The 24,319-nt window shown below is 64.0% G+C and carries 22 protein-coding genes; 14 read left to right on the forward strand and 8 right to left on the reverse strand.

What is annotated here, in order from left to right; all coding sequences use genetic code 11:
• Positions 1-19: 19 nt before the first annotated feature.
• The 3 genes from GGR38_RS12540 to GGR38_RS12550 are packed head-to-tail and all read right to left on the reverse strand — an operon-like array spanning position 20 to position 3,512.
• The gene (locus GGR38_RS12540; RefSeq protein WP_183626034.1) at positions 20-1,477 is read right to left on the reverse strand and encodes an NAD-dependent succinate-semialdehyde dehydrogenase; all 1,458 of its coding nucleotides are present in this window, start codon (positions 1,475-1,477) and stop codon (positions 20-22) included.
• 11 nt (positions 1,478-1,488) lie between these two features.
• Positions 1,489-2,499, reverse strand: coding sequence for a dihydrodipicolinate synthase family protein (locus GGR38_RS12545; RefSeq protein WP_183626036.1), 1,011 nt, complete (start codon positions 2,497-2,499; stop codon positions 1,489-1,491).
• Between the two features lie 20 nt (positions 2,500-2,519).
• Positions 2,520-3,512, reverse strand: coding sequence for an ornithine cyclodeaminase family protein (locus GGR38_RS12550; protein WP_221227093.1), 993 nt, complete (start codon positions 3,510-3,512; stop codon positions 2,520-2,522).
• 161 nt (positions 3,513-3,673) lie between these two features.
• On the opposite strand from GGR38_RS12550, the gene GGR38_RS12555 reads away from it, so the two are divergent.
• The 12 genes from GGR38_RS12555 to GGR38_RS12610 all read left to right on the forward strand — a co-directional run bounded on the left by GGR38_RS12555 (position 3,674) and on the right by GGR38_RS12610 (position 15,591).
• Positions 3,674-4,330 (forward strand): FadR/GntR family transcriptional regulator, encoded by a 657-nt coding sequence (locus tag GGR38_RS12555; RefSeq protein ID WP_246404592.1) that lies wholly within the window; start codon positions 3,674-3,676, stop codon positions 4,328-4,330.
• A 202-nt stretch (positions 4,331-4,532) separates the two neighbouring features.
• Positions 4,533-5,105, forward strand: a complete 573-nt coding sequence (locus tag GGR38_RS12560) for a hypothetical protein (protein WP_183626042.1) — start codon at positions 4,533-4,535, stop codon at positions 5,103-5,105.
• 18 nt (positions 5,106-5,123) lie between these two features.
• Positions 5,124-6,746 (forward strand): FAD-binding oxidoreductase, encoded by a 1,623-nt coding sequence (locus GGR38_RS12565; RefSeq protein ID WP_183626044.1) that lies wholly within the window; start codon positions 5,124-5,126, stop codon positions 6,744-6,746.
• Complete coding sequence (locus tag GGR38_RS12570) at positions 6,743-7,120, forward strand: c-type cytochrome (RefSeq protein WP_221227094.1); 378 nt, start codon at positions 6,743-6,745, stop codon at positions 7,118-7,120. Before GGR38_RS12565 ends, GGR38_RS12570 begins: the two co-directional genes overlap by 4 nt.
• Positions 7,117-7,914, forward strand: a complete 798-nt coding sequence (locus GGR38_RS12575) for an SDR family NAD(P)-dependent oxidoreductase (RefSeq protein WP_246404594.1) — start codon at positions 7,117-7,119, stop codon at positions 7,912-7,914. Before GGR38_RS12570 ends, GGR38_RS12575 begins: the two co-directional genes overlap by 4 nt.
• 47 nt (positions 7,915-7,961) lie before the next feature.
• On the forward strand, positions 7,962-8,900 hold the full coding sequence (locus tag GGR38_RS12580; RefSeq protein WP_183626046.1) for a LysR family transcriptional regulator: 939 nt from the start codon (positions 7,962-7,964) through the stop codon (positions 8,898-8,900).
• A 124-nt stretch (positions 8,901-9,024) separates the two neighbouring features.
• Entirely contained in the window at positions 9,025-10,158 is a 1,134-nt protein-coding gene (locus tag GGR38_RS12585) for an alkene reductase (protein WP_183626047.1), read from the forward strand.
• Positions 10,155-11,333 (forward strand): MFS transporter, encoded by a 1,179-nt coding sequence (locus tag GGR38_RS12590; RefSeq protein WP_246404596.1) that lies wholly within the window; start codon positions 10,155-10,157, stop codon positions 11,331-11,333. Before GGR38_RS12585 ends, GGR38_RS12590 begins: the two co-directional genes overlap by 4 nt.
• A 120-nt stretch (positions 11,334-11,453) precedes the next feature.
• Positions 11,454-12,497 (forward strand): rod shape-determining protein, encoded by a 1,044-nt coding sequence (locus tag GGR38_RS12595; RefSeq protein ID WP_183626049.1) that lies wholly within the window; start codon positions 11,454-11,456, stop codon positions 12,495-12,497.
• Positions 12,498-12,588: 91 nt separating this feature from the next.
• Positions 12,589-13,302: a TadE/TadG family type IV pilus assembly protein gene (locus tag GGR38_RS12600; RefSeq protein ID WP_183626052.1), complete on the forward strand. Its 714-nt coding sequence runs from the start codon at positions 12,589-12,591 to the stop codon at positions 13,300-13,302.
• The gene (locus tag GGR38_RS12605; protein ID WP_183626054.1) at positions 13,296-13,922 is read left to right on the forward strand and encodes a TadE/TadG family type IV pilus assembly protein; all 627 of its coding nucleotides are present in this window, start codon (positions 13,296-13,298) and stop codon (positions 13,920-13,922) included. The genes GGR38_RS12600 and GGR38_RS12605 overlap by 7 nt, the downstream gene beginning before the upstream one ends.
• A 10-nt stretch (positions 13,923-13,932) precedes the next feature.
• Positions 13,933-15,591, forward strand: coding sequence for a pilus assembly protein TadG-related protein (locus tag GGR38_RS12610; protein WP_183626056.1), 1,659 nt, complete (start codon positions 13,933-13,935; stop codon positions 15,589-15,591).
• A 100-nt stretch (positions 15,592-15,691) separates the two neighbouring features.
• On the opposite strand, the gene cydX is transcribed toward GGR38_RS12610, so the two are convergent.
• The 3 genes from cydX to GGR38_RS12625 are packed head-to-tail and all read right to left on the reverse strand — an operon-like array spanning position 15,692 to position 18,538.
• Positions 15,692-15,802, reverse strand: coding sequence for a cytochrome bd-I oxidase subunit CydX (gene cydX / locus GGR38_RS12615; protein WP_084391181.1), 111 nt, complete (start codon positions 15,800-15,802; stop codon positions 15,692-15,694).
• A gap of 12 nt (positions 15,803-15,814) precedes the next feature.
• Positions 15,815-16,963 carry a cytochrome d ubiquinol oxidase subunit II gene (cydB, locus tag GGR38_RS12620; protein ID WP_183626057.1) on the reverse strand — a complete coding sequence of 383 codons (1,149 nt, stop codon included), beginning with the start codon at positions 16,961-16,963 and terminating at the stop codon, positions 15,815-15,817.
• A 12-nt stretch (positions 16,964-16,975) separates the two neighbouring features.
• Positions 16,976-18,538, reverse strand: coding sequence for a cytochrome ubiquinol oxidase subunit I (locus tag GGR38_RS12625; RefSeq protein ID WP_183626059.1), 1,563 nt, complete (start codon positions 18,536-18,538; stop codon positions 16,976-16,978).
• A 204-nt stretch (positions 18,539-18,742) separates the two neighbouring features.
• Between GGR38_RS12625 and GGR38_RS12630 the strand changes: the two genes are divergently transcribed.
• A complete protein-coding gene (locus GGR38_RS12630) occupies positions 18,743-20,278 on the forward strand; it encodes an ATP-binding cassette domain-containing protein (RefSeq protein ID WP_183626061.1) in 1,536 nt (511 codons plus the stop codon).
• Entirely contained in the window at positions 20,275-21,822 is a 1,548-nt protein-coding gene (locus GGR38_RS12635; RefSeq protein ID WP_183626063.1) for an ATP-binding cassette domain-containing protein, read from the forward strand. Before GGR38_RS12630 ends, GGR38_RS12635 begins: the two co-directional genes overlap by 4 nt.
• Here the strand turns inward: GGR38_RS12635 and GGR38_RS12640 are convergent.
• Both GGR38_RS12640 and GGR38_RS12645 read right to left on the reverse strand, forming a co-directional pair.
• Positions 21,812-22,282 (reverse strand): MarR family winged helix-turn-helix transcriptional regulator, encoded by a 471-nt coding sequence (locus GGR38_RS12640; protein ID WP_183626065.1) that lies wholly within the window; start codon positions 22,280-22,282, stop codon positions 21,812-21,814. The two genes, GGR38_RS12635 and GGR38_RS12640, sit on opposite strands and share 11 nt — an antisense overlap.
• A 51-nt stretch (positions 22,283-22,333) precedes the next feature.
• Positions 22,334-24,226: an FAD-binding monooxygenase gene (locus GGR38_RS12645; protein WP_183626067.1), complete on the reverse strand. Its 1,893-nt coding sequence runs from the start codon at positions 24,224-24,226 to the stop codon at positions 22,334-22,336.
• Positions 24,227-24,319: the final 93 nt, after the last annotated feature.

Raw genomic sequence — 24,319 nt, forward strand, 5'->3', positions numbered from 1 at the left:
TTTAGTGGTTTATGCGAAATCAGATGCCGCCCAGCGCGACATATTTGGTTTCCAGATATTCCTCGATGCCGACATGGGCGCCCTCGCGGCCAAGGCCCGATGCCTTGACCCCGCCAAAGGGGGCGACCTCGGTGGAAATCAGCCCTTCGTTGACCCCGACCATGCCGAATTCCAGCCCCTCGACCACGCGGAAGATCCGGCCCGCATCGCGCGCGCAGACATAGGCGGCGAGGCCAAACGGCGTGTCATTGGCCAGCGCAATGGCCTCTTCCTCGGTGTCGAAACGGAACACCGGGGCGACCGGTCCAAAGGTTTCCTCGGCAAAGATCAGGGCGTTGCGGGGGACGCCGCTCAGCACAGTGGGCTCGAAGAAACTGCCGCCAAGGGCATGGCGCGCGCCGCCCGCTGCGATTGTCGCGCCCTTGGAAACGGCGTCTGCAATATGCTCTTCGACCTTGGCCACGGCGGCGGCGTCGATCAAGGGGCCGATGGCCACGCCCTCTGTCGTGCCCTCGCCTACGGTCAGTTTCGCCGTTTCCTCGGCAAGCCGCGCGACGAAGGCGTCATGGATGCCCGATTGCACCAGAAACCGGTTGGCCCCAATGCAGGACTGGCCCGAATTGCGATATTTGGCCATCATCGCGGCGCGGATCGCGCCTTCCAGATCGGCATCGTCAAACACGATAAAAGGCGCATTGCCGCCCAGTTCCATGCTGGTCCGCTTGATCGTGGGCGCGCATTGTTCGAGCAGGAGCGCGCCGATTTCCGTCGATCCGGTGAAGGACAATTTGCGCACGGTCGGATTGGCGGTCAATTCCCCGCCGATCGCCCCGGCCGATCCGGTAACGACATTGCACACGCCCGCCGGCAGCCCTGCGCGCTCGGCCAGAGCGCCCAGCGCCAGCGCGGTCAGCGGGGTCTGGCTGGCGGGCTTGATGACGCCCGTACAGCCCGCCGCCCAGCCCGGCCCGGCCTTGCGCGTGATCATCGCGGCGGGGAAATTCCACGGCGTGATCGCGGCAAACACGCCCACCGGCGCCTTTTGTACCAGAATACGCCGTCCGGGCAGGTTTTGCGGAATAATCTCGCCATTGATGCGCTTGGCCTCCTCGGCGAACCATTCGATAAAGCTGGCGGCATAAAGCACCTCGCCGCGCCCTTCGGCCAAGGGCTTGCCCTGTTCCGAAGTGATAAGCAGGGCCAGATCGTCGATGTTCTCGATCATCAGATCGTAGAGCCGGCGCAGGATGGCCGAACGCTCCTTGGCCAAGGTCGCGCGCCATGCGGGCAAAGCCCTTTCCGCCGCCTCAATGGCGCGGCGCGTTTCAGCCGCGCCGCCCTTAGGCACGCGCGCGATCAGCGCATCATTGGCCGGATTGCGCACATCCAATGTCTCGCCGCTGTCGGCCTGAACCCATTGCCCGCCGATCAGCATCGCGCTGCGCAGCAGGCTGGGGTCCTTCAAGGAAATGTCCATGTGTCTTCCCCTCAGGCAGGATTGCGGCCGATGAAGAACAATTCATCGCCATCGCTGGTGGGATTAAGCCCCGCGATCTCTTGCCCGCGCCGCAGCGCCATCATGTCGCGCTGATAGACCCGCGCCGTGGGATGGCGCAGCGGGCCGCCATTATAGCCCTGAAGCCAGCCCTCATATTTCCACATCATCCGGTTGATCAGGCCATTGCCCGCCTGCGGCACGCTGGCGAAAGCCTTGCGCGCGGGGTCGATGCGGTGAAACTCGGCGGTGGCCTCGTCGAAACGGCCGTCGCGGATCATATTGAAAATGCGTGGTAAAACCGGGCCGAAGAAGGCCGAGAAATTGGTTCCGCAAAAGGGCACATCGATCAATTGCGCCAGCGGGATGAACTCATGCTCCATCGGAAAGGAGATGACGACTTCCTCATGAAAGGCGCGATGCACCTCAATCGGCCCCATGATATGCGGCATCCCGCCCTCGGCCTTGATCGAGACGACATTGGGGCAATCATCGACCAGACGCCGCAGCAGATCGACCGGCATGTCGATCGGGCTGAACCGGCCAAAGCCCCATGTCGGGATCGGAAACAGCATCACGGCCATATCCACCGCATCGCAAAACGCCTTGGTGTAGGCGTAAACATCCTCCAGCGATTTGGGATAGAAGAAGGGCGGATAACCCAGCAAAACCAGTTCCGAACCCGCCTGCTGGGCCAGCAAAGCGGCCTCGATATTATCCTCCAGCGTGTTGAACACGGCATGGTGGACGACGAAAATACGCCCGGCGGCCTGTTCGACCATCACCTGTACAAATCGGTGATATTCGGCCAAAGTCATCGCCACTTCGGAACAAGCAAGCGCGCCGACGAAGCCATGTTCGATGGTCTTTTCGATGTCGTGGCGGGCAGCGATCTCGTTCAGTCCCTTGAAGTCGCCGGTCATGGTCGGGATAACCACATTGGCAACCCCAAGCATCTTTTCACGCGCCCATGTGCGGGCCTCGGATCTGGTATAGCTGGGCATAATCGACCTTTCGAAGGGGGTTACTTGCTCTTGTCCACCGGGACGATGGGAGCGGGAATGGAGGTGCCAAGACCCGCCGCGCGGGCCCTCTCGGCGCAGAGCGAGGCCACGGCCAGATCCTGAATCGCCGCGCCTACCGATTTGTAGAGCATGATCTGATCGGGCGAGGTCCGTCCCGGATGCGTGCCGGAAATCACATCGCTCAGGCTTACCAATTTGGCGTTGAACTTGACCCCGGCCGCGTCCGCTGCGATCATATCGCCAGTATCATGGGCGACTTCTTCGACCATATCGGCCACAATCAGATCGGCCCGCGCAATCGCTTCGGGATCAAGCTCACGCTGTTCCGGCAAGGTCGAGCCGATGGACACCACCGTCATGCCGGGGCGCAGCCATGCGCCCAGCATGGTCGGGCTCTCATCACGCGAACGCGCCGCGCAAATCACCAGTTCCGCGCCGGCGATGGCCGCCTGCGCGCTATCGACCTGCTTTACAGCGATGCCTTTTTCCGCCATGGCGCCGCAAAAGGCGGCCCGGCTGCTCTCGCGCGGACTATAGACCGAGACCTCGCCCAGCGGGCCAGAACGGGCCATGGCCTCCAGATGGGTTCGCGCCTCAAAGCCCGAACCGATCACCGCTACGCCGGGCGCAGGGCTGAGACAAAGCCGCCGCGCCGCCAAAGCGGAAGTCGCCGCCGTGCGCAGACCCGTGACCGAAGCGCCATCCATCAGCGCGGTCAGTTCCATCGTCTCGCCATCGAACAGCGGGATCAGATAGGAGGCCGCGCGCGCCTTCATCGAAGCGACGATCATCTTGGCCCCGATCACCTTCTGCCCCGGCATCACCCCGGTCAGTGTGCGCAGCCAAAGCCCGTCTCCGCGCGCCATGCTGCGCGGCGGAAACTGCGCCTCGCCCGCAGCCGCGCCATAGGCCTGCCCCAGGGCATCGACCGCCGCGCCCCAGTCAAAAGCGGCGCGCACATCGGCGTCGGAAAGCAGAAGTGTATTATGCAAGCCCATCCCCATTCCCTCGGATATTTTTCGGATCGGGCAGTAGCGCCGCCCGGATCGATGCACACGACATAATCCTGCATTTGATGCACGTCAATTTGGCAAATGAATTTATTTCCGCACAGCAATCCATGTGCTACCCGCAAGGTCATCAGGAGGAAGAATTGCCCGACACCGACCTAGCCCGCTTGCGGACCTATCTGGACCAGACGCTCGAACGCGGGGAGGAGCGCCTGCCCCCCGAACCCCGACTGAGCGAGGAGCTTGGCGTATCGCGCGGGCGACTGCGGACTCTGCTCAAACGGCTGGAAGCCGAGGGGGCGATCTGGCGCCATGTCGGCAAGGGCACCTTTATTGGTCCGCGCAAGCTGATCGACACGCCAACGACCAGTTCCTCCTTCAGCATGGACGATATTCTTCAGGCGCGCCTGCTGCTCGAACCCCCGCTGGCGGCCGAAGCGGCGATGCGCTCAACTGCGGAAGACCTTGCAGCAATGGACAATTGTCTGGCGGAAATGAAGCTGGCGGAGTCGATGCTGCAATGGAAAAGGCTGGATGAAAAGCTGCATCGCACCATTGCGCAGGCGACGCGCAATTCACTGATGCTGACGCTCTATGACACTTTGCGTGCCCAGATGAAGTTCACGCTCGACCGTCGGATCGACCAGGTATTTGGCGCCGAACCCGGCCCCAAGGAAAACACCGATGACGAGCATAGTCTGGTTGTCGAGGCGATTCGCAACCATGATCCGGTCGAGGCCGAGCGGCAGATGCGGGCGCATCTTCACTCACTGCGCGGAAAATTGTTCGGCCTGCGCTAGACCTGCCAGCAAAGCACAAAGGAAACCTGACGCCCTCCGCCCCTACGGCCGGAGGGCCTTATCACATGCGCGCGATTCGTTTTGCATGAGCAATTGATGCGAACGACAGACCCAAATCCCGCCATTTAAATTTACATCAATACATTATTGACACGCATCAATATTGATTTTAGCAAGGCTCAAACAAAAGCAGGAGAGAGCCTTGGCCACCAGACGCCTGTTCCTTCAGGGAGCGGTCGGCACCGCCGCCCTCGCTGGCGCCCCCGCCATCGGAACCACCTTACCAGCCAACCGCAGCGACAAACTGCTCGCGCTGATCGATATCACACATGCGCAGGGCGGCCCCTTTGTCGCCGCCGCGCAAACATGGGGCGCCCGTACCGCCGCCCTGCGCGGCGACCCGCTGGCGCTATGGCATGACGCCGTGCTCGCAAGCGCGGTCCAGCCTGCGGCCATCCTTGGCCTGACGACACAGGGCACTTTGTTCTGTCTGGAACGGCTGGGTTGGGAATTGGGCCTGCGGGTGCAGCTGCGCATCGATCACCTGCCCGCGCCCGATGGATCGTGGCGCCATGTCGCCCATACCGATCTGCCCGCTTGGGCGCCCGACATGCTGGCCGGAGCAGGGGCCGACTTCGGACTGGCCGCCGCCCACATTGCTCTCAACAGTTCCGACGGCGCGGGAGATTGCACCCACGCCGCGCCCCCGCCCCATCCTCATCGCGACAGCACACCGCTTGTCACCTGGCTGCTGGCCGCGCCCCACCGGGCCTGATTTTCAAGGAGCGCTTCGATGCCTCTACCTCCTCACCTCTCGCCGCAACTCTGGCAGGAGGCGCTCACCCAGTTGCGCGCCGCCGTTGGCCCCGATGCGCTGTTCACCGCTGACGATGATGTCACGCTCTATCGCGACGCCTATTCCCCCGTCTGGGGCGAGGCCGAGGAGCGGCAGGCCTCCGCCGCCATTGCCCCCAATTCCACCGAACAGGTGCAGGCGGTCGTGCGCATCGCCAACCATTTCGGCATCCCGCTCTTCCCCATCGCAACCGGGCGCAACCTTGGCTATGGCGGCTCGGCCTCCAATCTCTCGGGCAGCGTGATCGTCGATCTCAAGCGGATGAACCGCATCATCGAGGTTGATGACAAGCGCCATTTCGCCATTGTCGAACCGGGCGTCTCCTATTTCGACCTCTATCGCTACATTCAGGAACGCGGCCTTGATGTATGGATCGACGTGCCCGATCCGGGCTGGGGCAGCGTGATGGGCAATGCGCTCGATCACGGGGTGGGTCACACATGGTCCTCCTATCGCGACCATTTCGGATCGCATTGCGGGCTGGAGGTCGTACTGCCCGATGGCGAGGTGATGCGCACCGGCATGGGCGCGATGACCTCGGCCAAGACTTCCGGCGATTTCCGCTATGGCTTTGGCCCCTATGTCGATGGCCTCTTTGCTCAGGCTGGTTTCGGCATCGTCACGCGCATGGGCATCCACCTGATGCCGCGCCCGGAATGCTTTCTCCACCGCCGCGTGCTGGCCTATCGGCGGCAGGATATCGTGCCGCTGGTCGAGGTGGCCAATAAGCTGGAGGATGCCGGACTGATCGGCATGCCTTTGTATGAATCGCCCATGTTCGGCGCGCAATTTGCCGACAAGGCGCTGCGCGATATCGCCACTGCGCCCGATGTGTGGAACGGCAATGCCATCGACCGCTATGCCGCCGAAAAGGCGATGCCGGTCTGGCAACTGGGCCTCAGCTTTTACGGCCCCGCCGAAGTGGTCGAGGCCATTTGGCGCCATGCGCAGGCCCAATTTGCCAAAGCCATACCCGGCGCACGTTTTGAGACCATCGAAACCCTGCACTTTCCTCTAAGCCCGCAGGCCGAGGAAGCCGCCCTGCACAAAGTGCTGATCGGCGTGCCCAATCTCAACATCTTCGCCATTGGCGCGCGCAGCGCCACCAACCCCGAACCCGCCGACGGCCACCTCCTCTTTTCCCCCATGGTCGCACGCAGCGGTGAGGAAGTGATGAAAGCACAGCGCCTGTTCACCGAGGGTATGCGCGAAATGGGCGCGGATTTCCCCATGGCCTATGGCCCTTTCACCGCGCCCTTCACATGGATGCCGCGCATCTTTGCGCTGACCGCGGGCCTGCCCGTCTCGCGCTCCGATCCCAAGGTCAACCAGCGTTCGCGCGAGACGATGCGCAGGCTGATCGAACTGGGCGCGCGCCATGGCTATGGCGAATATCGCACCCCGCCGCTGTTTCAGGATCAGGTGATGGCCACCTATGATTTCAACGGCAACGCGCTGCGCCGGTTTTGCGAAACATTGAAGGATGCGGTCGATCCCAAGGGGATCATCGCGCCGGGACGCGGCGGTTTCTGGCCCCGCGCGATGCGAAAGGAAGCATGATGCGCTGGCTCCTCCTTGCCGCCATACTGTGGACCTCGCCCGCCATGGCCACCGATGCCGCATCTCAGGGGCAGGCGATTTTCGCCCGCAATTGCGCGCCTTGCCATGGGCCGGGCATAGGCAATCCGGGCGCTTCGCAAAAGCCCGGCACCGCCGCCCTCGCGGCCAAATATGGCGGCATACTGCCCGCCCTCCTCGAGGAACGCCGCGATCTGACGCCCGAACTGGTCGCCTTCTTTGTCCGCAACGGCGCCACGGTCATGGCCCCCTATCGCAAGACCGAGATCAGTGATGCCGAACTGGCCGCACTCGGCACCTATCTGTCGCGCAACAATCCAAAGCCGTCGGGCCGCAAAATCAGGAAGACTTCATGACCAGCACCATGGAAACGCCCTTTGCCGACTTGGCGCGCGGGCAACAAAGACTGACCGGGCGGATCGCGGTCATCACCGGGGCTGGGGCGGGCATCGGCCGGGGCTGTGCGCGAATGTTTGCGGCGCAGGGGGCCATCGTCCACGCGCTGGACATTGACGCCGATGCGCTCGATGCTTTGGCCGCCGAATGCGGCGGGGCGGTGATCGCCCACCCCTGCAACGTGCTGAACGAGCAGGCGGTCAACGCCATCATCGAAGCCATCGGCAACCGCCATGGCCGCATCGACGCCCTGATCCCGGCGGCGGCCATCTCGATCTTCCGCTGGGTCGAGGAGATGACCTATGCCGAATGGCAGCGCACCCTGCAGGGCGAACTCGACATCGTCTTTCTGGCCACCCGCGCCTGTTGGCCCTGGCTGAAGCAAAGCGACAGTGCCTCGGTCATCAATTTCGCCTCTGCCAACGCGCATGGCGCACTCAACGGTTCGCCCGCGCTGGCCCATTGCGCCGGCAAGGGCGGGCTGCTGGCCATGACCCGCCAATTGGCAATGGAGGGCGTGCGCCACGGCATCCGCGCCAATTCGATCTCACCCGGCCTGATCCTTTCGCAGCAGACCCAGCGGCATATGGCCTTCGACCCGCAATTCGAATTCGAAGCGCTCAAAGCCATGATGATCAAACGAATCGGCCTGCCCGAGGATATCGCATGGTGCGCCACATGGCTGGCGAGCACCGAGGCCAGCTATGTCACCGGGGCCGACATCCGCATCGACGGAGGCGCCACCGCCTGGTGAGACCGGATCGGGGTGGCCCTCATGCCCCATCCCCGCTATCAGAGCGCATGGACATGTTTGCAGCGGTCAGGGCCTTTGTGGCCGTGGTGGAGGAAGGCGGCTTTGCCCCGGCGGCGCGGCGCGCCGGACAGGCCGCATCCTCCTATACCCGCCATGTCGATGCGCTGGAGGCGGAACTGGGCGTCGTCCTGCTCAACCGCTCCACGCGGCGATTGTCGCTGACGCCTGCCGGAGAGGCCTATTACCCGCAGGCCGTGGTCATTCTGGCAGGGCTGGAAGAGGCCCATCGCAGCATCCGCGAACGTGACGGGCCGCCGCGCGGCCTGTTGCGGGTCAGCCTGCCCACCTCCTTTGCCCGGATGCATATCGTGCCCTTCCTCCCCCGTTTCATGGCCGAACATCCCGGTGTGGAACTGGACCTGCTGATGAGCGATGAGGTCATCAATCTGGTCGAACGGCGGGTCGATGTGGCGATCCGTCTGGGGGCGCTTGATTCCTCCAGCCTGATCGCGCGGCGTCTGGCGCCGCATCGGCGGATCGTCTGCGCCAGCCCGGCCTATCTGGCGCAAAGAGGTACGCCCGCAACGCCCGCCGATCTGGCCGATCACGCTTGCCTCACCTTCGCCTTCACCGATGGCGAGCGGCGCTGGCGCCTGACCAAGGGCGAGCGCGTCGAGCAGATCCGCGTCAAAGGCCCGCTGCGCGCCAATCAGGCCGAGGCGCTGAAAGAGGCCGCGCTGGCGGGTTTCGGCGTGGTGATGCTGCCCACATGGCTGGCGGGCGAAGAGATCGCCCAAGGCAGCCTGCGCCCTCTGCTAAACGGATGGCAGGCCGATATCGGCCGGGCGGGCGCGGCGCCCTCCGGCGAATCAGGCATCCATGCGCTCTACCTGCCCGATCGTCGCGGATCGCCCAAGGTGCGCGCCTTTGTCGATTTTCTGGCCGAGCGCTTTGGCAACCCGCCCTATTGGGACCGCGCCCTTTGATCTTTGCGCCAGATGCAAAGATGATCGCGAAAATCACCGGATTATCAGCAAACAGAAAAAGGTCCATTCCATGGACATCCCGCCGGACCTTCCTATAGGCCCTGCCCCCATGGAGTTCCACATAATGCCCCACACTTCCGACACGCTCTTTGCCCCCATCCGCATCGGCGCCCTTGATCTGCCCAGCAGGATCGTGATGGCGCCCCTCACCCGCTCGCGCGCCGCGCCCGGCAATGTGCCCTCCGATCTGGCCGTCGATTATTACCGCCAGCGCGCCTCGGCGGGCCTTATCATTTCCGAAGGCACGCAGATTTCCCAGCAAGGTCAGGGCTATGCCTGGACGCCGGGCATCCATTCGCCCGAACAGATCACCGGCTGGTCCAAAATCGCGCAGGCCGTGCATGAAAAAGGCGGCAGGATTTTCCTCCAGCTCTGGCATGTGGGCCGCGTGTCGCACAGCGTGTTCCAGCCCGGCGGCGCGCGGCCCGTTGCCCCCACCGCCATGCCCGTCCCCGCCAAGGCCTTCATCCCCGGCCCGGATGGGAAGGGCACCTTCGCCGATGCCCCCGAACCGCAGGAACTGACCATCGCGGGCATCCAGATGATCGTCGCCGATTTTGCGCAGGCCGCCCGCAACGCCATCGCCGCCGGGGCCGATGGGGTCGAAATCCATGGCGCCAACGGCTATCTGCTCGACCAGTTCCTCAACAGCGCCAGCAACTGGCGGACCGACCGCTATGGCGGATCGCCGGAAAACCGAGGGCGGCTGATGCTCGAGGTGGTCGACGCAGTCATCGCCGCCATCGGCAGTGCGCGGGTCGGCCTGCGTCTGGCCCCATTGGGCAAGGGCTTCGGCATGGATGAGGCCGAGCCGGAAGCCGTCTTCGCCCATCTGATCAGCGAACTCGACAAGCGTGATCTGGCCTACCTCCATCTGGTCGAACCGCGCGTGCAGGGCCGCGAAATCGCCACCGAGATCGACCCGCAGGCAGAGGCGCTGATGCAGGACATTCGCCGCCGCTTTTCCGGCCCGATCATTCTGGCGGGCGGCTATACCCGCCAAAGCGCCGAGGAAGCGCTGGCGCAGGGGCGCGGCGATCTGATCGCCTTTGGCCGCCCCTTCATCGCCAACCCCGATCTGCCCGCGCGCCTGCGCCTCGGCGCCCCGCTCAACGAAGGCGACCCGGCCACCTTCTTCGGCGGCGACGCGCATGGCTATACCGACTATCCCGCGCTGGCCGATGAGGCGGTGTCATGAGCGCGCCTGCAAAGCCTCTGGGCGCGGGCCTGACCTATGCCATGGCGGCCGCCACCGGGCTGGCCGTCGCCAACATCTATTACAATCAGCCGATGCTCGGCCTGATCCAGCGCGATCTTCCCGGCGCGCTGACCGCGCTGGTGCCCACGGTGACGCAGCTTGGCTATGCGCTCGGCCTGTTCCTGCTGGTGCCGCTGGGCGACCGGGTGGAGCGGCGCGGGCTGATCACCGCCCAGTTCGTCGCTCTGGCGGCGGCTCTGGCCGCAACCGCCATGGCGCCGGGGGCCGGAGCGCTGCTGCTGGGTTCGCTGGTGGTGGGCGCGCTGGCCACGGTGGCGCAGCAGATCGTGCCTCTGGCCGCGCATATGGCTCCGCCTGAAAAGCGCGGCGCAGTGATCGGCAAGGTGATGGCAGGCCTGCTGGTAGGCATCCTGCTCAGCCGCACGCTGGCGGGCCTTGTCGGGCAACAGGCCGGGTGGCGCGCGATGTTCTGGCTGGGCGTGCCGCTGGCGCTGATGGCGGGCGGATTGCTGCGCGCGATGCTGCCCGTCTCGCGGCCCGAACAGGGACCATCCTATCCCCGGCTGCTTGGCTCGCTCTGGCATTTGTGGCGTGATCTGCCGGTGCTGCGCCGGGCGACGATGACGCAGGCCATGCTCTTTGCCGCCTTCAGCGCTTTCTGGAGCATTCTGGCGCTCTATATCCAGCAATTGGGTCAAGGCCCGGCGGTGGCCGGTTCCTTCGGCGTGATCGGCGCAGCGGGCGTGCTGGCCGCGCCGTTGGCGGGTCATCTGGCCGACCGGCGCGGGCCGCGCGTGGCGATCACCGCCGGGACGATGCTGGCCATGGTCGGCTGGGCCGTGGCCGGGGTTTCAGGCGGGCTTGCAGGGCTCGCGCTGGGCTGCATCGTGCTGGATCTGGCGGTGCAGGCTGCGCTGATTTCGCATCAGCACATGGTCTATGCCCTGCGTCCCGAGGCGCGCGCGCGGCTCAATACCCTATTCATGGGCGGCATGTTCCTTGGCGGGGCGATGGGTTCTGCGCTGGCCATGGTGGCGTGGCGGGCGATGGGCTGGCATGGCGTAGGCCTGATGGGGATTGCGCTGGCCGCTCTGGCGTTCGCGTCCCACCACTCGGGCCGGGCAAGGTCGGGCCGGGCACCATATGCCGCATGATGGGCGCCAAGGCCGTTGGTCTTACGCCTGCGGGATTGTGTCGCACTTCGCGCCTGCGGTTCATATTCGGCTAATCTGGATAAGGCTCCTGCCGGTTTTTTATGAAAATTGAGCGGTGACATGTCCATATTTGACCGGATTTCTTATGCCTCATCCGATTTGGCGATCGATCTCGGCACGGCCAATACGGTGGTCTATGTGCGCAACCGGGGGGTGGTGATCGCCGAGCCTTCGGTGGTGGCCCTGCAAACCATCCATGGCGTTCACAGCGTGCTGGCCGTCGGCAATGACGCCAAGCTGATGATGGGCCGCACGCCCGAAAATATCAGGACGGTTCGCCCCCTGCGCAGCGGCGTCATTTCCGACATTGATGTCGCCGAACAAATGCTCAAACATTTCATCCGCAAGGCGCAGGGCCAAAGGGGCCGGATGCGCGGCAGCCCGGAAATCATCGTCTGCGTCCCCTCCGGCTCCACCTCGGTCGAGCGGCGCGCGATCCGGGATGCCGCCTCCAACGCGGGCGCGCGCAAGGTCTGGCTGATCGAGGAAACCATGGCCGCCGCGATCGGGGCCGATCTGCCCGTCACGCATCCGATCGGCTCGATGGTGGTCGATATCGGCGGCGGCACGACCGAGGTGGGCGTGATCGCCACCGGCGGGATCAGCATGTCCATGTCGGTCCGCGTGGGCGGAGACAGGATGGACGACGCCATCGTTTCCTATGTCCGGCGCACCCACAATCTGCTCATCGGCGAGGCGACCGCCGAGCGGGTCAAACTATTGCTGGGCGCGGCGCGGCTCTCGGAGGATGGGGCAGTGCCTGCCGCTGTGGTCAAGGGGCGCGATCTGGTGCGCGGCGTGCCGCAGGAAATCACCATCTCGCAGACCGAGATTGTCGAGGCGCTGGCCGAACCGGTGGGCCAGATCGTGGCGGCCGTGCGCAGCGCGCTGGAAAACACCCCGCCCGAAATCGCTGCCGACATCATCGACGGCGGCATCATCATGACGGGCGGCGGGGCGCTGCTGGCCAATCTCGACAGGCTGCTGGCGGCGGAGACCGGATTGCCGGTGCGGGTGGCCGACAATCCGCTTGATTGCGTGGCTCTGGGCGCGGGGCGTGTGCTGGAGGATCCGTCCTATCGCGGCGTCCTGCATGCCACATAGGCCCAAGGGCCGGTGTTGCTGTGGGCAAGATATTCTTAATCAAAATCCCATATAAACACCTAGGGTCGCGTAAAGTATCAGGACGGTCGCATTGGAATCTGGTCATGCCCTTGGCGGGGCGTGGGGCTTTGCCCTTTCCCGCTTTTCCAAACGCTTGCGCCAGGACACCTCGGGCGGGCCGACGGTGGAATTTGCCATCATCGCCCCGGCCTTTATCGCCCTGCTTCTGGCCATTTTGCATATTGCGCTGATCTATCTGGCGCAGGAAGGGCTGGAAACGGCGGTTGAAGCCTCCTCGCGCCTGATCCTGACCGGGGCTGCCCAGACCCTGCAACTGGGCAGCGGGACCAGCGCCTATACCGGCATGAAGGCCGCCGATTTCAAAACCGCCGTATGCAGCGGCATTTCAGGCAAGGATTCGAGCGGCGCGGCGGTGACCTATCCGTCCTCGCTGCCGCCCTTTCTGACCTGCAACCGGCTCTATGTGAACGTTCAGGTCGTGCCCTCAACCTGCACCACCCCCACCATCGCCGCGCCCACCTTCACCTATACCAACGGTACATTGACCAGCACCGGCACCGGCTATGGCCAATCCAATTGCGCGGGCACGACCAACACCAATGGCGGGATCAGCGGCACCCAAAAATCGCTGGTGATCGTTCAGCTGATCTATCTGTGGCCAACGGTGTCGGCGCCGCTGGGGCTGAATTTCGTTAATCAGGCCAATGGCAACCGGATGCTGGTGGCCACCTCGGTGGTGACGGTCGAAGGCTATCTCTGCGCCACGGGGGTCTCTTCATGCTAAGTCGCCGCCCGATCTGCCATCTGGCGCGCAGCCGCGATGGGGCGGCGCTGGTCGAATTCGCCTTTGTGCTGCCGGTGCTGCTGATCATCTTCATCGGCGGCTATGTGGTGGCTGACATGATCGCCTGTTCGCGCAAGGTCACGGTGGCCACGCGGGCGCTCTCCGATCTGGTCGGGCGCAATGTGTCGCCCTCCACCACCGTCACCTCGGCCACGCTGACCACTTATATGAACTCGGCGCAACTGGTCATGACGCCGATGTCGGCGGCCCTGACCACGCTGCAGATCAGCAATCTGCGCGTGTGCGACGCCACCCATGCCTATGTCGTGTGGAGCCAGGCCCAGACCAATGGCGCCACGGTCGCCTCCTCGCTGACTGTGGGCAGCGTAGTGTCCATTCCGGCCAATCTGATCACCACGCCGATGGTGCCTACCTCGCCCGATGGCTCAAACGTCTGTCAGAACACCACCAGCGGCGCCAACAAAGTCGTGGTCGGCACCGCAGGCGGCTACATCTTTCTGGGCCAGATCAGCTTTTCCTATACCCCGCCCATCGGTCTTGGCACGCTCACCTCGATAAAGCTGAGCGATCAGGACTATATGATCCCCCGCCTGCCATAGGTCGCGCGCCATGAGCTTTCGCTTCTCTTCCATTTTCTGCTCCCTGCGCCGGGATGGGCGGGGCAATGTGATGGCGATGACGGCGCTGGCCATCATTCCGCTGGTCTTTGCCACCGGATTTGGCGTGGATTACAGCCGGGCGCAAAGGTTGCAGACCAAGCTGAACGCTGCGGCCGACGCGGCGGTTCTGGCCGCGGTGGTCCCGCAAATGCTGAACCAGACCGATGCGGCGGCCCAATTGGCCGCACAGAACATGTTCGACCAGCAGGTCAACGGCCTGAGCGGGCTGAGCAACATCAGCCGCACCGTGACGATCACAAGCACCCAATCGGGCAGCCTCGGCACGCTGCGCCTCGCCAAGATCACCTATACGGCCAGTTCCAGCAATATTTTCAGCAGCATCCTGCGCGTCGCCACGCTGCCCATCAGCGGCAGCGCCAGCGCCAGCGCATCCCAGCCGCCCAGCATCAATTTCTACATTGCGCTCGACACATCACCCTCGATGCTGCTGCCCACCACCACCCCCGGGATCACCAACCTGACCGCCGGCGCGCGCTGGAATGGCGAGCAATATTATTACGGGCGCGTCGATGGCTGCGACTTTGCCTGTCATTCGAACAATATGCACCAATGGAACGCGGGCACCTATGTGGTGGATTCCAATTCGCGCCCGATTTACCTCAACAACAATACGTCGAGCAGCATCACCTTTTACCGCGTGGCCTGCGACGGCACGGTCTATGACAACAATGGCACCAAGCTGGGCACGGGCGGCGGGCTGGGCGGGTCGGCCACCTATTGTTCGGGCTATAATCCAGCGGCCAATCCGGTCAATCTGACCTATCTGCCCACGGGCGCGTCGAAAACCACCACCGTCAGCGTCAATTTCCCCGATACATGGTGGTTGGCGCGCAATTACGCCACGGTCAATCCGGGCCAGTCGGCCATCACCCTGCGCACCGATGCCGAGGGCGATGCCGCCGCAGGCGTCATCCAATATGCCTATCGCGTCGAACAGCAATATGCCACCGCCAGCGTCCCGCCGATCTACAAGATGCAGTTCTTCACGTTCAACGTGGGCAATCCGGCGCCGCTGTCGACCTCGCCCTTTGGCACGATGACCGATGTAGCCACACTGCAAGGCCTGACCTTTCCGAATATGGGCGCGCAGGCCCCCTTGCTGGCGGCCAATTCCTATTGGACCAGCCTGAGCACCTATACCGGCAATGCCGACACCAATTTCACCTCGATGTTCACCTGGATGCAATCGACCATGCCCAGCACATCGGGCAGCGGCACGCAGGCATCGCCGCAAAATGTGCTGATTCTGGTGACCGACGGGCTGGAGGATGACAATACGGGCGACGGCATAACCCAGCTCAACGCCAACAACATTTCGCAATGCAACGCGATCAAGGCGACAGGCACGCGCATCGCCATTCTTTACACGCAATACCTGCCCGCCACGATCAACTACACGCTGCACCCCACCTTCAACAGCACGGCGGCCAACAACGTGCCCTATATTCAGCAGCAGTTGCAGGCCTGCGCCAGCCAGAATGCCGATGGCACCTATCTGTTCCAGACCGTTTCGACCGATGGCAGCGTTTCGACCGCGCTCAACACCTTGTTTGCGATGGTGGTGCAATCGGCAAGGCTGGTGAAATAAAGCGCAAAGGCGGCTCCGGCGGGAAGGGCCGGGGCCGCCTCGCAGAGTCTGACAGGGGAAATCAGACCCCAGAGTCAGAGAGCTTGGTCAGAGAGTTGGGTCAGACAGCCGGGTCGTCATCAATGGGCGAATTGAATTCGTGCCACAGCCCGTTGATGATGCCAAAGCCCACCGCAAGGCCCAGACCCAGCACCCACGTAAAATACCACATGGCGTGTTCCTTTCAGTAGAAATCAGGGTTGGAGCGCACATCGCGCAAGGTGACCCGACCGCCCAGCATCTTCATCACCCATGCCGTATAGGCCAGCACCACCGGCAGGAAGATGACCGTGACGATCAGCATGATGAACAGCGTCATATGGCTGGACGAGGCATTCCACACCGTCAGGCTGGAGCGCGGATCGATGGAGGACGGCAGGATGAAGGGGAACATCGAGCAACCCACCGTGGCGATAATACCCGTGGTGGCCATCGCCGTGCCCGCCAGATTAAGCCAGCCCCGCCGCGCCGCAATGCCCGCCAGCGCCACCAGCGGCCCGACAAGGCCCAGCACCGGCGCCAGCACCATCCATGGATGCGCGCGATAATTGCCCAGCCATGCGCCGGGCGCAACCACACTGGCCGAGAGCAGAGGGTTGGAGGGGCCATTCGCATCGACCATGCCCCGGATCGCCATGCCCATGCCCCCGCGCGCCACCATCAGCCCGCCGATCAGGAACAGCGCGATCGTCAACACCGCCGCGATCCGGGCCATGCCGCGGGCGCGGACCAGCACCGGCCCCTCCTCGATCTTGACCGCCAGCCATGCCGCGCCATGCAGCGCCAGCATGGCCACCGAGAGCAGGCCCGTCAGCAGCGTGAAGGGCGTGAACAGGCCGAGCAGCGAGCCTTCATAGGTCATGCGCAGATCGCTATCGAGGCGGAAGGGCGCGCCGATCAGCACATTGCCCACAGCCACGCCAAACACCAGCGCGGGCACGAAACCGCCGACAAACAGCGCCCAGTCCCAGCGGTTGCGCCAGCCTGCATCGGCATGTTTCGAGCGATATTTGAACGACACCGGCCGCAGGATCAGCGCCGCCAGCACGAGGAACATGGCAAGGTAGAAACCGGAGAAGCTGACCGCATAGACAAAGGGCCATGCGGCAAAGATCGCACCGCCGCCAAGGATGAACCACACCTGATGGCCCTCCCAATGGGGCGCGATGGCGTTGATGACCAGACGGCGCTCCTCGTCGCTGCGCCCGACAAAGGGCAGCAGCGCGCCCACCCCCAGATCATAACCATCGGTGAGAGCAAAGCCGATCAGCAGCACGCCCAGCAGCGCCCACCAGATCACCCGCAGTGTTTCATAATCAAGCGGAATATGCATGGATCTTCCCCCTTATTCGGCGGGCAGCGGGGCAAAGCCCTGCACGGCGCCCATGGGTTCGTGGTGCTCGATGGGACCTTTGCGGATGGCCGCAATCATCAAACGGATCTCGATCACGGCCAGCGTGCCGTAAAGCGCGGTAAAGCCGATGATCGTGGCCCAGATCTGCGGCACGCTCAGCGAAGAGGCGCCAAGGAAGGTAGGCAACACGCCATCGACCGCCCATGGCTGCCGCCCGATTTCGGCCAGCACCCAGCCCCCTTCAATCGCGAGCCACGGCAGCGGGATCATGAACACCGCAATCTTGAGGAACCAGCGCTTGGAAAACCGGCAGGCCGATGCGCAGTAAAAGGCCATGGCAAAGAAGGCGATAAAGCCAAAGCCCAGCGCCGCCATGCCGCGAAACAGGAAGAACATCACCGGCACATTGGGCACCGTATCCCATGCCGCCTTCAGGATCTGCCTGTCATCGGCCTTGCGCGGATCGGGCATATAGCGCTTGAGCAGCAGGGCAAAGCCGATGTCGCGCTTATGCGCCTCAAAGGCGGCGCGGGCGGCAATATTGCCGCGATCCAGCTTCAGCTTCTCCACCGCGTCATAGGCGATGATCCCGCTGTGAATGCGCTCATCTGCGCGCAGCACCAGTTCCTCGATCCCGTCGATCTTGCCCGACAGGCTGCGCGTACCGATAATGCCCATCACATAGGGCAATTTAATCGCATAATGCGTCGTCCGCCCCGCCACATCAGGCAGGCCGACCAGCGTGATCGCAGCAGGCGCAGGCTCGGTTTCCCACATGGCCTCGATCGAGGCCAGCTTCATCTTCTGGTTGTCAGTCAGCGCATAACCGCTCTCATCGCCCAGCACGACCACCGAAAGCGCCGAAGCCAGACCAAAGGCCGAGGCCACCATCATCGAACGGCGCGCCACATTGGTCCATTTGCCGCGCAACAGATAGATCGCCGAAACGCCCATCACAAATGTGGCGGCGCAGACATAGCCCGCGCTGACCGTATGGACGAATTTGGCCTGCGCCACCGGGTTGAACAGCACCTCCTTAAAGTTGGTCACCTCCATCCGCATGGTTTCGGGATTGAACGCCGCGCCCACCGGGTTTTGCATCCAGCCATTGGCAATCAGAATCCACAGCGCCGACAAATTGGTGCCCAACGCCACCAGCAAAGTCACAAGCAGATGCTGAACCCGGCTGAGCCGATCCCAGCCGAAGAACATCACACCCACCATCGTGGCTTCGAGGAAAAAGGCCATCAGCCCCTCGATAGCCAGCGGGGCGCCGAAAATGTCGCCCACATAATGCGCGTAATAGGCCCAGTTGGTGCCGAATTCGAACTCCATGGTCAGGCCCGTGGCCACGCCAAGCACGAAGTTGATGCCGAAAAGCCGTCCCCAGAAGCGGGTGATCACCCGCCAGATCGGCCGCTTGGTGATGACATAGACACTCTCCATAATGACCAGCATGAAGGAGAGGCCAAGCGTCAAAGGTACGAAGAGAAAGTGGTACATGGCTGTCAAAGCAAATTGCAGCCGCGATAGTTCGATAACCGCCATATCCATCGGACATGTCCCTGTTAGGGCCGCGCAACATGCGCAGCCATTGACCAGCGCATCAGGCGCAAGGCAGGCAAATGGCAGGCGGGCGTATCAGACAGACTCGCTTGCTAATTGCAGGCGATGCTAATATGAGCAATTTGTAATATGGTCAAGCCATCTTCCCTTCCCCCGCCACGACCGGCCCTTATCCCAAGCCTTTGGTGGATAATGGATACCGTTGGCGCGATTGTCGGGGCGATGGGGCTGGCTTGGGTGATTTCGGGGGCCGTTTCGGGGGGGATCGCCGGTTTTGCCCCCTTCATGCTGCTGGCGGGCGGGTTGATCCGGGCGCTGGCCCAATCGCAGGCGCATCATACCGGCATCGCCGCCGCCATCCGCGCCCAGACACGCTGGCAGGTCGCCCTGTTGCCCGCCCTGCTGCCCACCCGGCTGATGCGGGGGCGACTGGTGGGCGAGGATATGCATCTGGCCATTGAGGCGCCCGCCGCAACGCGCGGCTATGTGGCGCGCTATCTGCCGCTGCGCATGGCCTCGGGGGTCTCTCCGCTGCTGGTGATGCTGGCCGCATGGCCCGCCAGCCATGTTGCCGCCGCGATCATGCTGGCGACGCTGGCGCCTTTTATGCTGGGCATGGTGCTGGCCGGATCGGCCGCGGCGCGGCGCGCAAGCGATCAACATCAGGCGCTCGAACGCCTGTCGGGCCTGTTTATCGACCGCCTGCGCGCCCTGCCCACCATCCTTGCCTTTGGCGCGGAGGAGCGAGTGACTCGCCATCTGGGCGCCGGCGCCGGGGATGCGGCAAAGCGGACCCTTTCCGTGCTGGCGATTGCCTTTGCCTCCGGGGCGATCCTTGAATTTTTTGCCGCGCTCTGCGTGGCGCTGGTGGCAGTCTATTGCGGCTTTTCGCTGTTGGGATTGCTCCCCTTTCCGGCGCCTGAAACGCTCGATTTGCGCAGGGCCTTCTTTGTGCTGGCGCTGGCGCCCGAATTTTATCTTGGCCTGCGCCGTCTGGCCGCCGCCTATCATGAAAAACAGACCGGCGAGGCAGCTCTTGCCGCGATGGATGAAGCGATGGACGCCCTGCCCGCCCCGGTGGCCGCACTTGCCCCGCCCCGCCAATGGACAGGCCAAGGCGTCATTCTGACCCATCGCGAAGGGGCGCGGATCGGCCCGCTCAACTGGGACTGGCGCGGACCGGGACTGCATGTGGTGACCGGCCCCACGGGCAGCGGCAAATCCTCGCTGCTGCTGGCCTTGATCGGGCAAGTGCCGGTCGGAGAAGGCCGGATTATCGCCGACGGGACCGATTTTCTGCCCGGCTCGGCCAATCCCTGCATCGGCTGGGCGGGGCAGTCGGTGGCCCTGCTGCCCGGCACATTGCGCGACAATCTGGCAATGGGCATGGCCGATGACAGGGCGATGCTGGCGATCCTTGAGAGAATGGGCCTTGGCGCAGTGATGGCAGCGCGCGGCGGGCTGGACATGGCCATCGACCATCGCGCTTCAGGCCTCTCGGGCGGAGAGCGGCGGCGCATCGGCCTCGCTCGAGCGATCCTTTCGAAACGCCCGATTTTGCTGCTCGACGAACCCACCGCCGATCTTGACGCCACCACGGCCGCCACCATCCGCACCCTGCTGATCGAGGTGGCACATACCCACATGGTAATTGCCGCCACCCATGATGCCGATCTCATCGCTCAGGCCGCCACCCAATGTTCCATCGACCCGGAGATCGAGCAATGAGCATTCTGCTTGACGCACCTTTGGCCGGACAGAGGCGCGCGCTGCGCTGGGGCATGGTCTGCGCGGGCGGCGCGGCCATGGCAGCCATCGGCCTGCTGGCCACGGCAGGCTGGTTTCTGGTGGGGGCAGGCGTGGCGGGCATGGCCGGGCCACTGGCGGTCGCCGGGTTCAACTATCTGTTGCCCAGCGCCGCCATTCGCGCCGCCGCCATCTCCCGCACCGCAGGCCGCTATGGCGAGCGCATGCTGGGCCATCGCGCCGCGCTTTTTGCTCTGGCAGACCTGCGCGCCCATCTGTTTGCACGCATGGCGCAGAACGCGCTGAACGGCCGCGATCCGGGGCGGAGCGGCGCGATGGCCGCCCGCTTTGGCCGCGATGTCGATTTGCTGGAGGATGCCGCGATCCGGCGCGTGGCGCGCGTGGGCGGTTGGATGGCGGGCGCGGCAGCAGGGCTGGTGATGGTGGCGACGTTGGGCTGGCGCGCGGGTTTGGTCATGGCGCTGGGCATGGTGGCCATGCGTTTGACGGCCCGCTCTTTGGCCGCCAGATTGCCGCAATTGCAGGCGCAGGTGGCACAGGCCCATGCCGCCGCGCAGGGTGATTATGCCGATATGGCCGGGCCCGCCGCCGATATAGCGGTTTACGATCTGGCTCCGCAACTGGCCGCCGCGCTGGAAGGCAGCGTCAGCGCGCAGGCACAGGCCGAACGTATGCTGGCCCGAGGCGAAGGGAGCATCACCGCCTCGCAGACCATGCTTGCCGGCCTCATTCTGGCGCTGATCGCCGCAAACGCGCAGGCATCTGCGGCCATGCTCGCATTGGGCCTGTTGGCCGCCATGGCCGCGCTGGAAATCTGGGCCGGTCTTGCCGCCCATGATGCGCGCGCGCCGCAATTGCGCCAGGCCGAGGCGCGCCTGCAAGCCATCGGGGCCGCGCATCCGCCTGCGTCAGTGCCGATTTCGACGCGTCCCATGCTGCATATAGCCGGGCGGGATTTCAGCCCCGGCGCGCGCGTTCTCCTCTCCGGCCCCTCGGGCATCGGCAAGACGCGACTGCTCGAAACGCTGGCCGGATTGCGGGGCGACGCGCCGCAGACCTTGCGGGTGGACGGCGTTGATCCGCGCATCTTGGGACTCGCCAGTTTGCGCGGGACTTTTGCCGTTATGGCGCAGGACGCCCCCCTGGTCGCGGGCACTCTGGCCGACAATCTGGCCTTGGCCCGCCCCGGCATCGACCAAACGACCATGGAGCGGGCGCTGTGGGTGGCCTGCGCGCAGGATATTGCCCCGCTCGACCAATGGCTGGGCGGCGATGGAGCACACCTGTCGGGCGGGCAGAGGCGGCGGATCGCACTGGCGCGGGCCTTGCTGGCGGGGCGGCCATGGCTGTTGCTGGACGAGCCGAGCGAAGGGCTGGACCGCGTAACAGAGGCTTTATTATGCCAGCGCCTGAGGCAATGGCTGGATGAGACCGGAACCGGGCTGGTCCTTGTCAGCCATCGTCCGGCCATGGCGCAACTGGCTAATCAGACGGTCAATCTGTAACCGGCGAGGGCCTCAGCGGCGCGCGGCTAAGCTCATTGCCCTCGGTGGTCATCTTGCCCAGCAGGGCGGTGAAGCCCGCGCGTTCCTCGCTTGAGAGGGCGGACAGGATGTCCTCTTGCACCAGATCGACCCATGGCGCGGCACGGACCAGCATAGACCGCCCATCCTCGGTCAAGGTCAGCACGCGGGCGCGGCGGTCGGTGGGGCTGGTCTGGCGCTCAACCAGCCCTTTTTGCTCCAGCCGGTCGATCACCCCGGCAATGGTCACCCGGTCATAGGCGATCAGGCCCGCGAGGGTCTTCTGATCCAGCCCCGGATGATCGCGCAGCGTCATCAGCGCGGCGAATTGCACCGAAGTCAGGTCCAGTCCCGCCTCGCCCATGCGGGCGGTGAACAAAGAGACCGAGATCTGTTGCAGGCGGCGGATAAGATGGCCGGGGAGATGTTCAAGGTCGCTCATAGCGGTTCACCTAGCGCGAAAGAACGGGCCATCTCAAGCCTCTTGCCCGCCTCATCCAGCGTTCAATATTCCCGCCATGAATTGCGCCAAGGCATCATGCCCATCAAGCGGCAGGACATGGGCCACGAACTGATCCGGGCGGACGAGCACCATGCAACCGTGATCGCGGTCGATACCGCGCAGGTCGTAAATGTCCGCCGCCGGATCGGCGCAGAAGGCCTTTTCATAATCGCGCAGCCCATAGCGCCCCTTGCGCGGCCACAGCAGGCCCGGCAGCGCATCCATCGAAAGCGTATCGTGGCGCGACTGAAACACGGCGCGCACATCAAAGAGGGCGTCAATATCCTGTCCCTTGGGCGTATGGCGCAGCAGGGGCGAGGCCGGGTTCGTCTCCAGAGCATGACACAGGCGCGAGAGGGCCGCGTCGGGCGTCATTCCACCCCGGTCGGCAAAGAGATAGATCCGCCAGCGCCCATCGGCCTGCGCCACATGGCCCAGATGCATGGGCCGCGCATCGGCCAGTCGGATCACCGGAGCAGAATGAAAACGCATCCCCACGGGAAAACCTAAGGCCAGCGGCTGATACCTATCCGGGCCGACAAGGGATGAGGGCGGATAATGCGTGGCCGTTCCCGCGGTAAAGCGGCCTTGTTTGATGAAATAGCGCTGAAATTCGGCCGGATCGACGCCTTCGTCGCCATCAGCCTTGCGCGGTTTGGCGCTGAACATTTTGGCAAAGGCGCGGTCGAAATCGATCAACTCGCGCGCAATCGCCTGCCGCTCGGCGGAATAGGTGTGCAGCAGATCGGGGCCTGCCTGCCCTTGCAGGACGGCGGCCAGTTTCCAGCCCAGATTGAACGTGTCCTGCATCGACACATTCATGCCCTGTCCGGCCTTGGGGCTGTGCGTATGGCAGGCATCGCCCGCGATGAACACGCGCGGGTTGCGGGTGACCTCATCGCCTGCGGCCACATCGTCGAACTTGTCGCACAGACGCTGCCCGATTTCATAGACCGACCACCACGCCACTTCTTTCACATCCAGCGTATAGGGATGCAGGATGCGCTGGGCTGCTGCGATCAGGCGATCGACGGTGATGTTCTTGGCGCTCACCCGTTCATCGGCGCCCAACTTGTCCAGCTCGATATAGAAGCGGACCAGATAGCCGCCCTCACGCGGGATGATGAGAATATTGCCATCATGGCTGGAATGGATCGCGCTTTTCAGGCGGATATCGGGAAAGTCGGAATAGGCCAGCACATCCATCACGCCCCATGCCTGATTGGCCGATTCCCCCTCCAGCGCCCGGCCCAGCCCCTTGCGGACCTGGCTGCGCGCGCCATCGCAGCCCACGACATAGCGGGCCGAAATCGTCTCGATCCCTTCATCGCCCGTGGCATCGACCGGTTGCAGGCGCACGGTCACCCGCGCCTCAGGGTCTTCCGGCACGGTCAGGTCAACCACGCGCAGGCCGTAATCAGGCTCCAGCCGGGTCGGGGACTGGCGCATCAGTTCAAGATAGAAATCATGCACCCGCGCCTGATTGAGGATGACATGAGGAAATTCAGACAAACCCTCCTCGGTGTCGCGGATGCGGCCATGGCGGGCGATGCGGGCGGCATCGGCCTCGTCGGGTTTCCAAAAGGTGGTTTCGTTGACCCAATAGGCCTCTTTCATCACCCGGTCGGCAAAGCCAAAGGCGTTGAACATTTCCATCGTACGGCAGGCGATGCCATCGGCCTGTCCCAATTGCAGGGGGCCGGACTTCTGCTCGACGATGCGGGTGCGGATGGCGGGGAAACGGGAGAGCTGAGCGGCGAGTGTCAGCCCGGCCGGGCCGCAGCCCACAATCAGGACATCAACCTCATCGTGCGATTCGCAGGGCGCGGCGGCGGGCATGAGGGCCGGATCGCCGGTGTGAAAACCATTGAGATGGAATTGCATACTCGCACTCTCCTGTGAGTCGCAGCCGGGGGATCATCATCGGCCTTGGATATGCGAAGTATGCTTCCTAAATTGCCTTGTCAATGTTCCTGT

This window comes from Novosphingobium sediminicola (assembly GCF_014196525.1).
In the GTDB taxonomy this organism is placed as follows: Bacteria; Pseudomonadota; Alphaproteobacteria; order Sphingomonadales; family Sphingomonadaceae; genus Novosphingobium; species Novosphingobium sediminicola.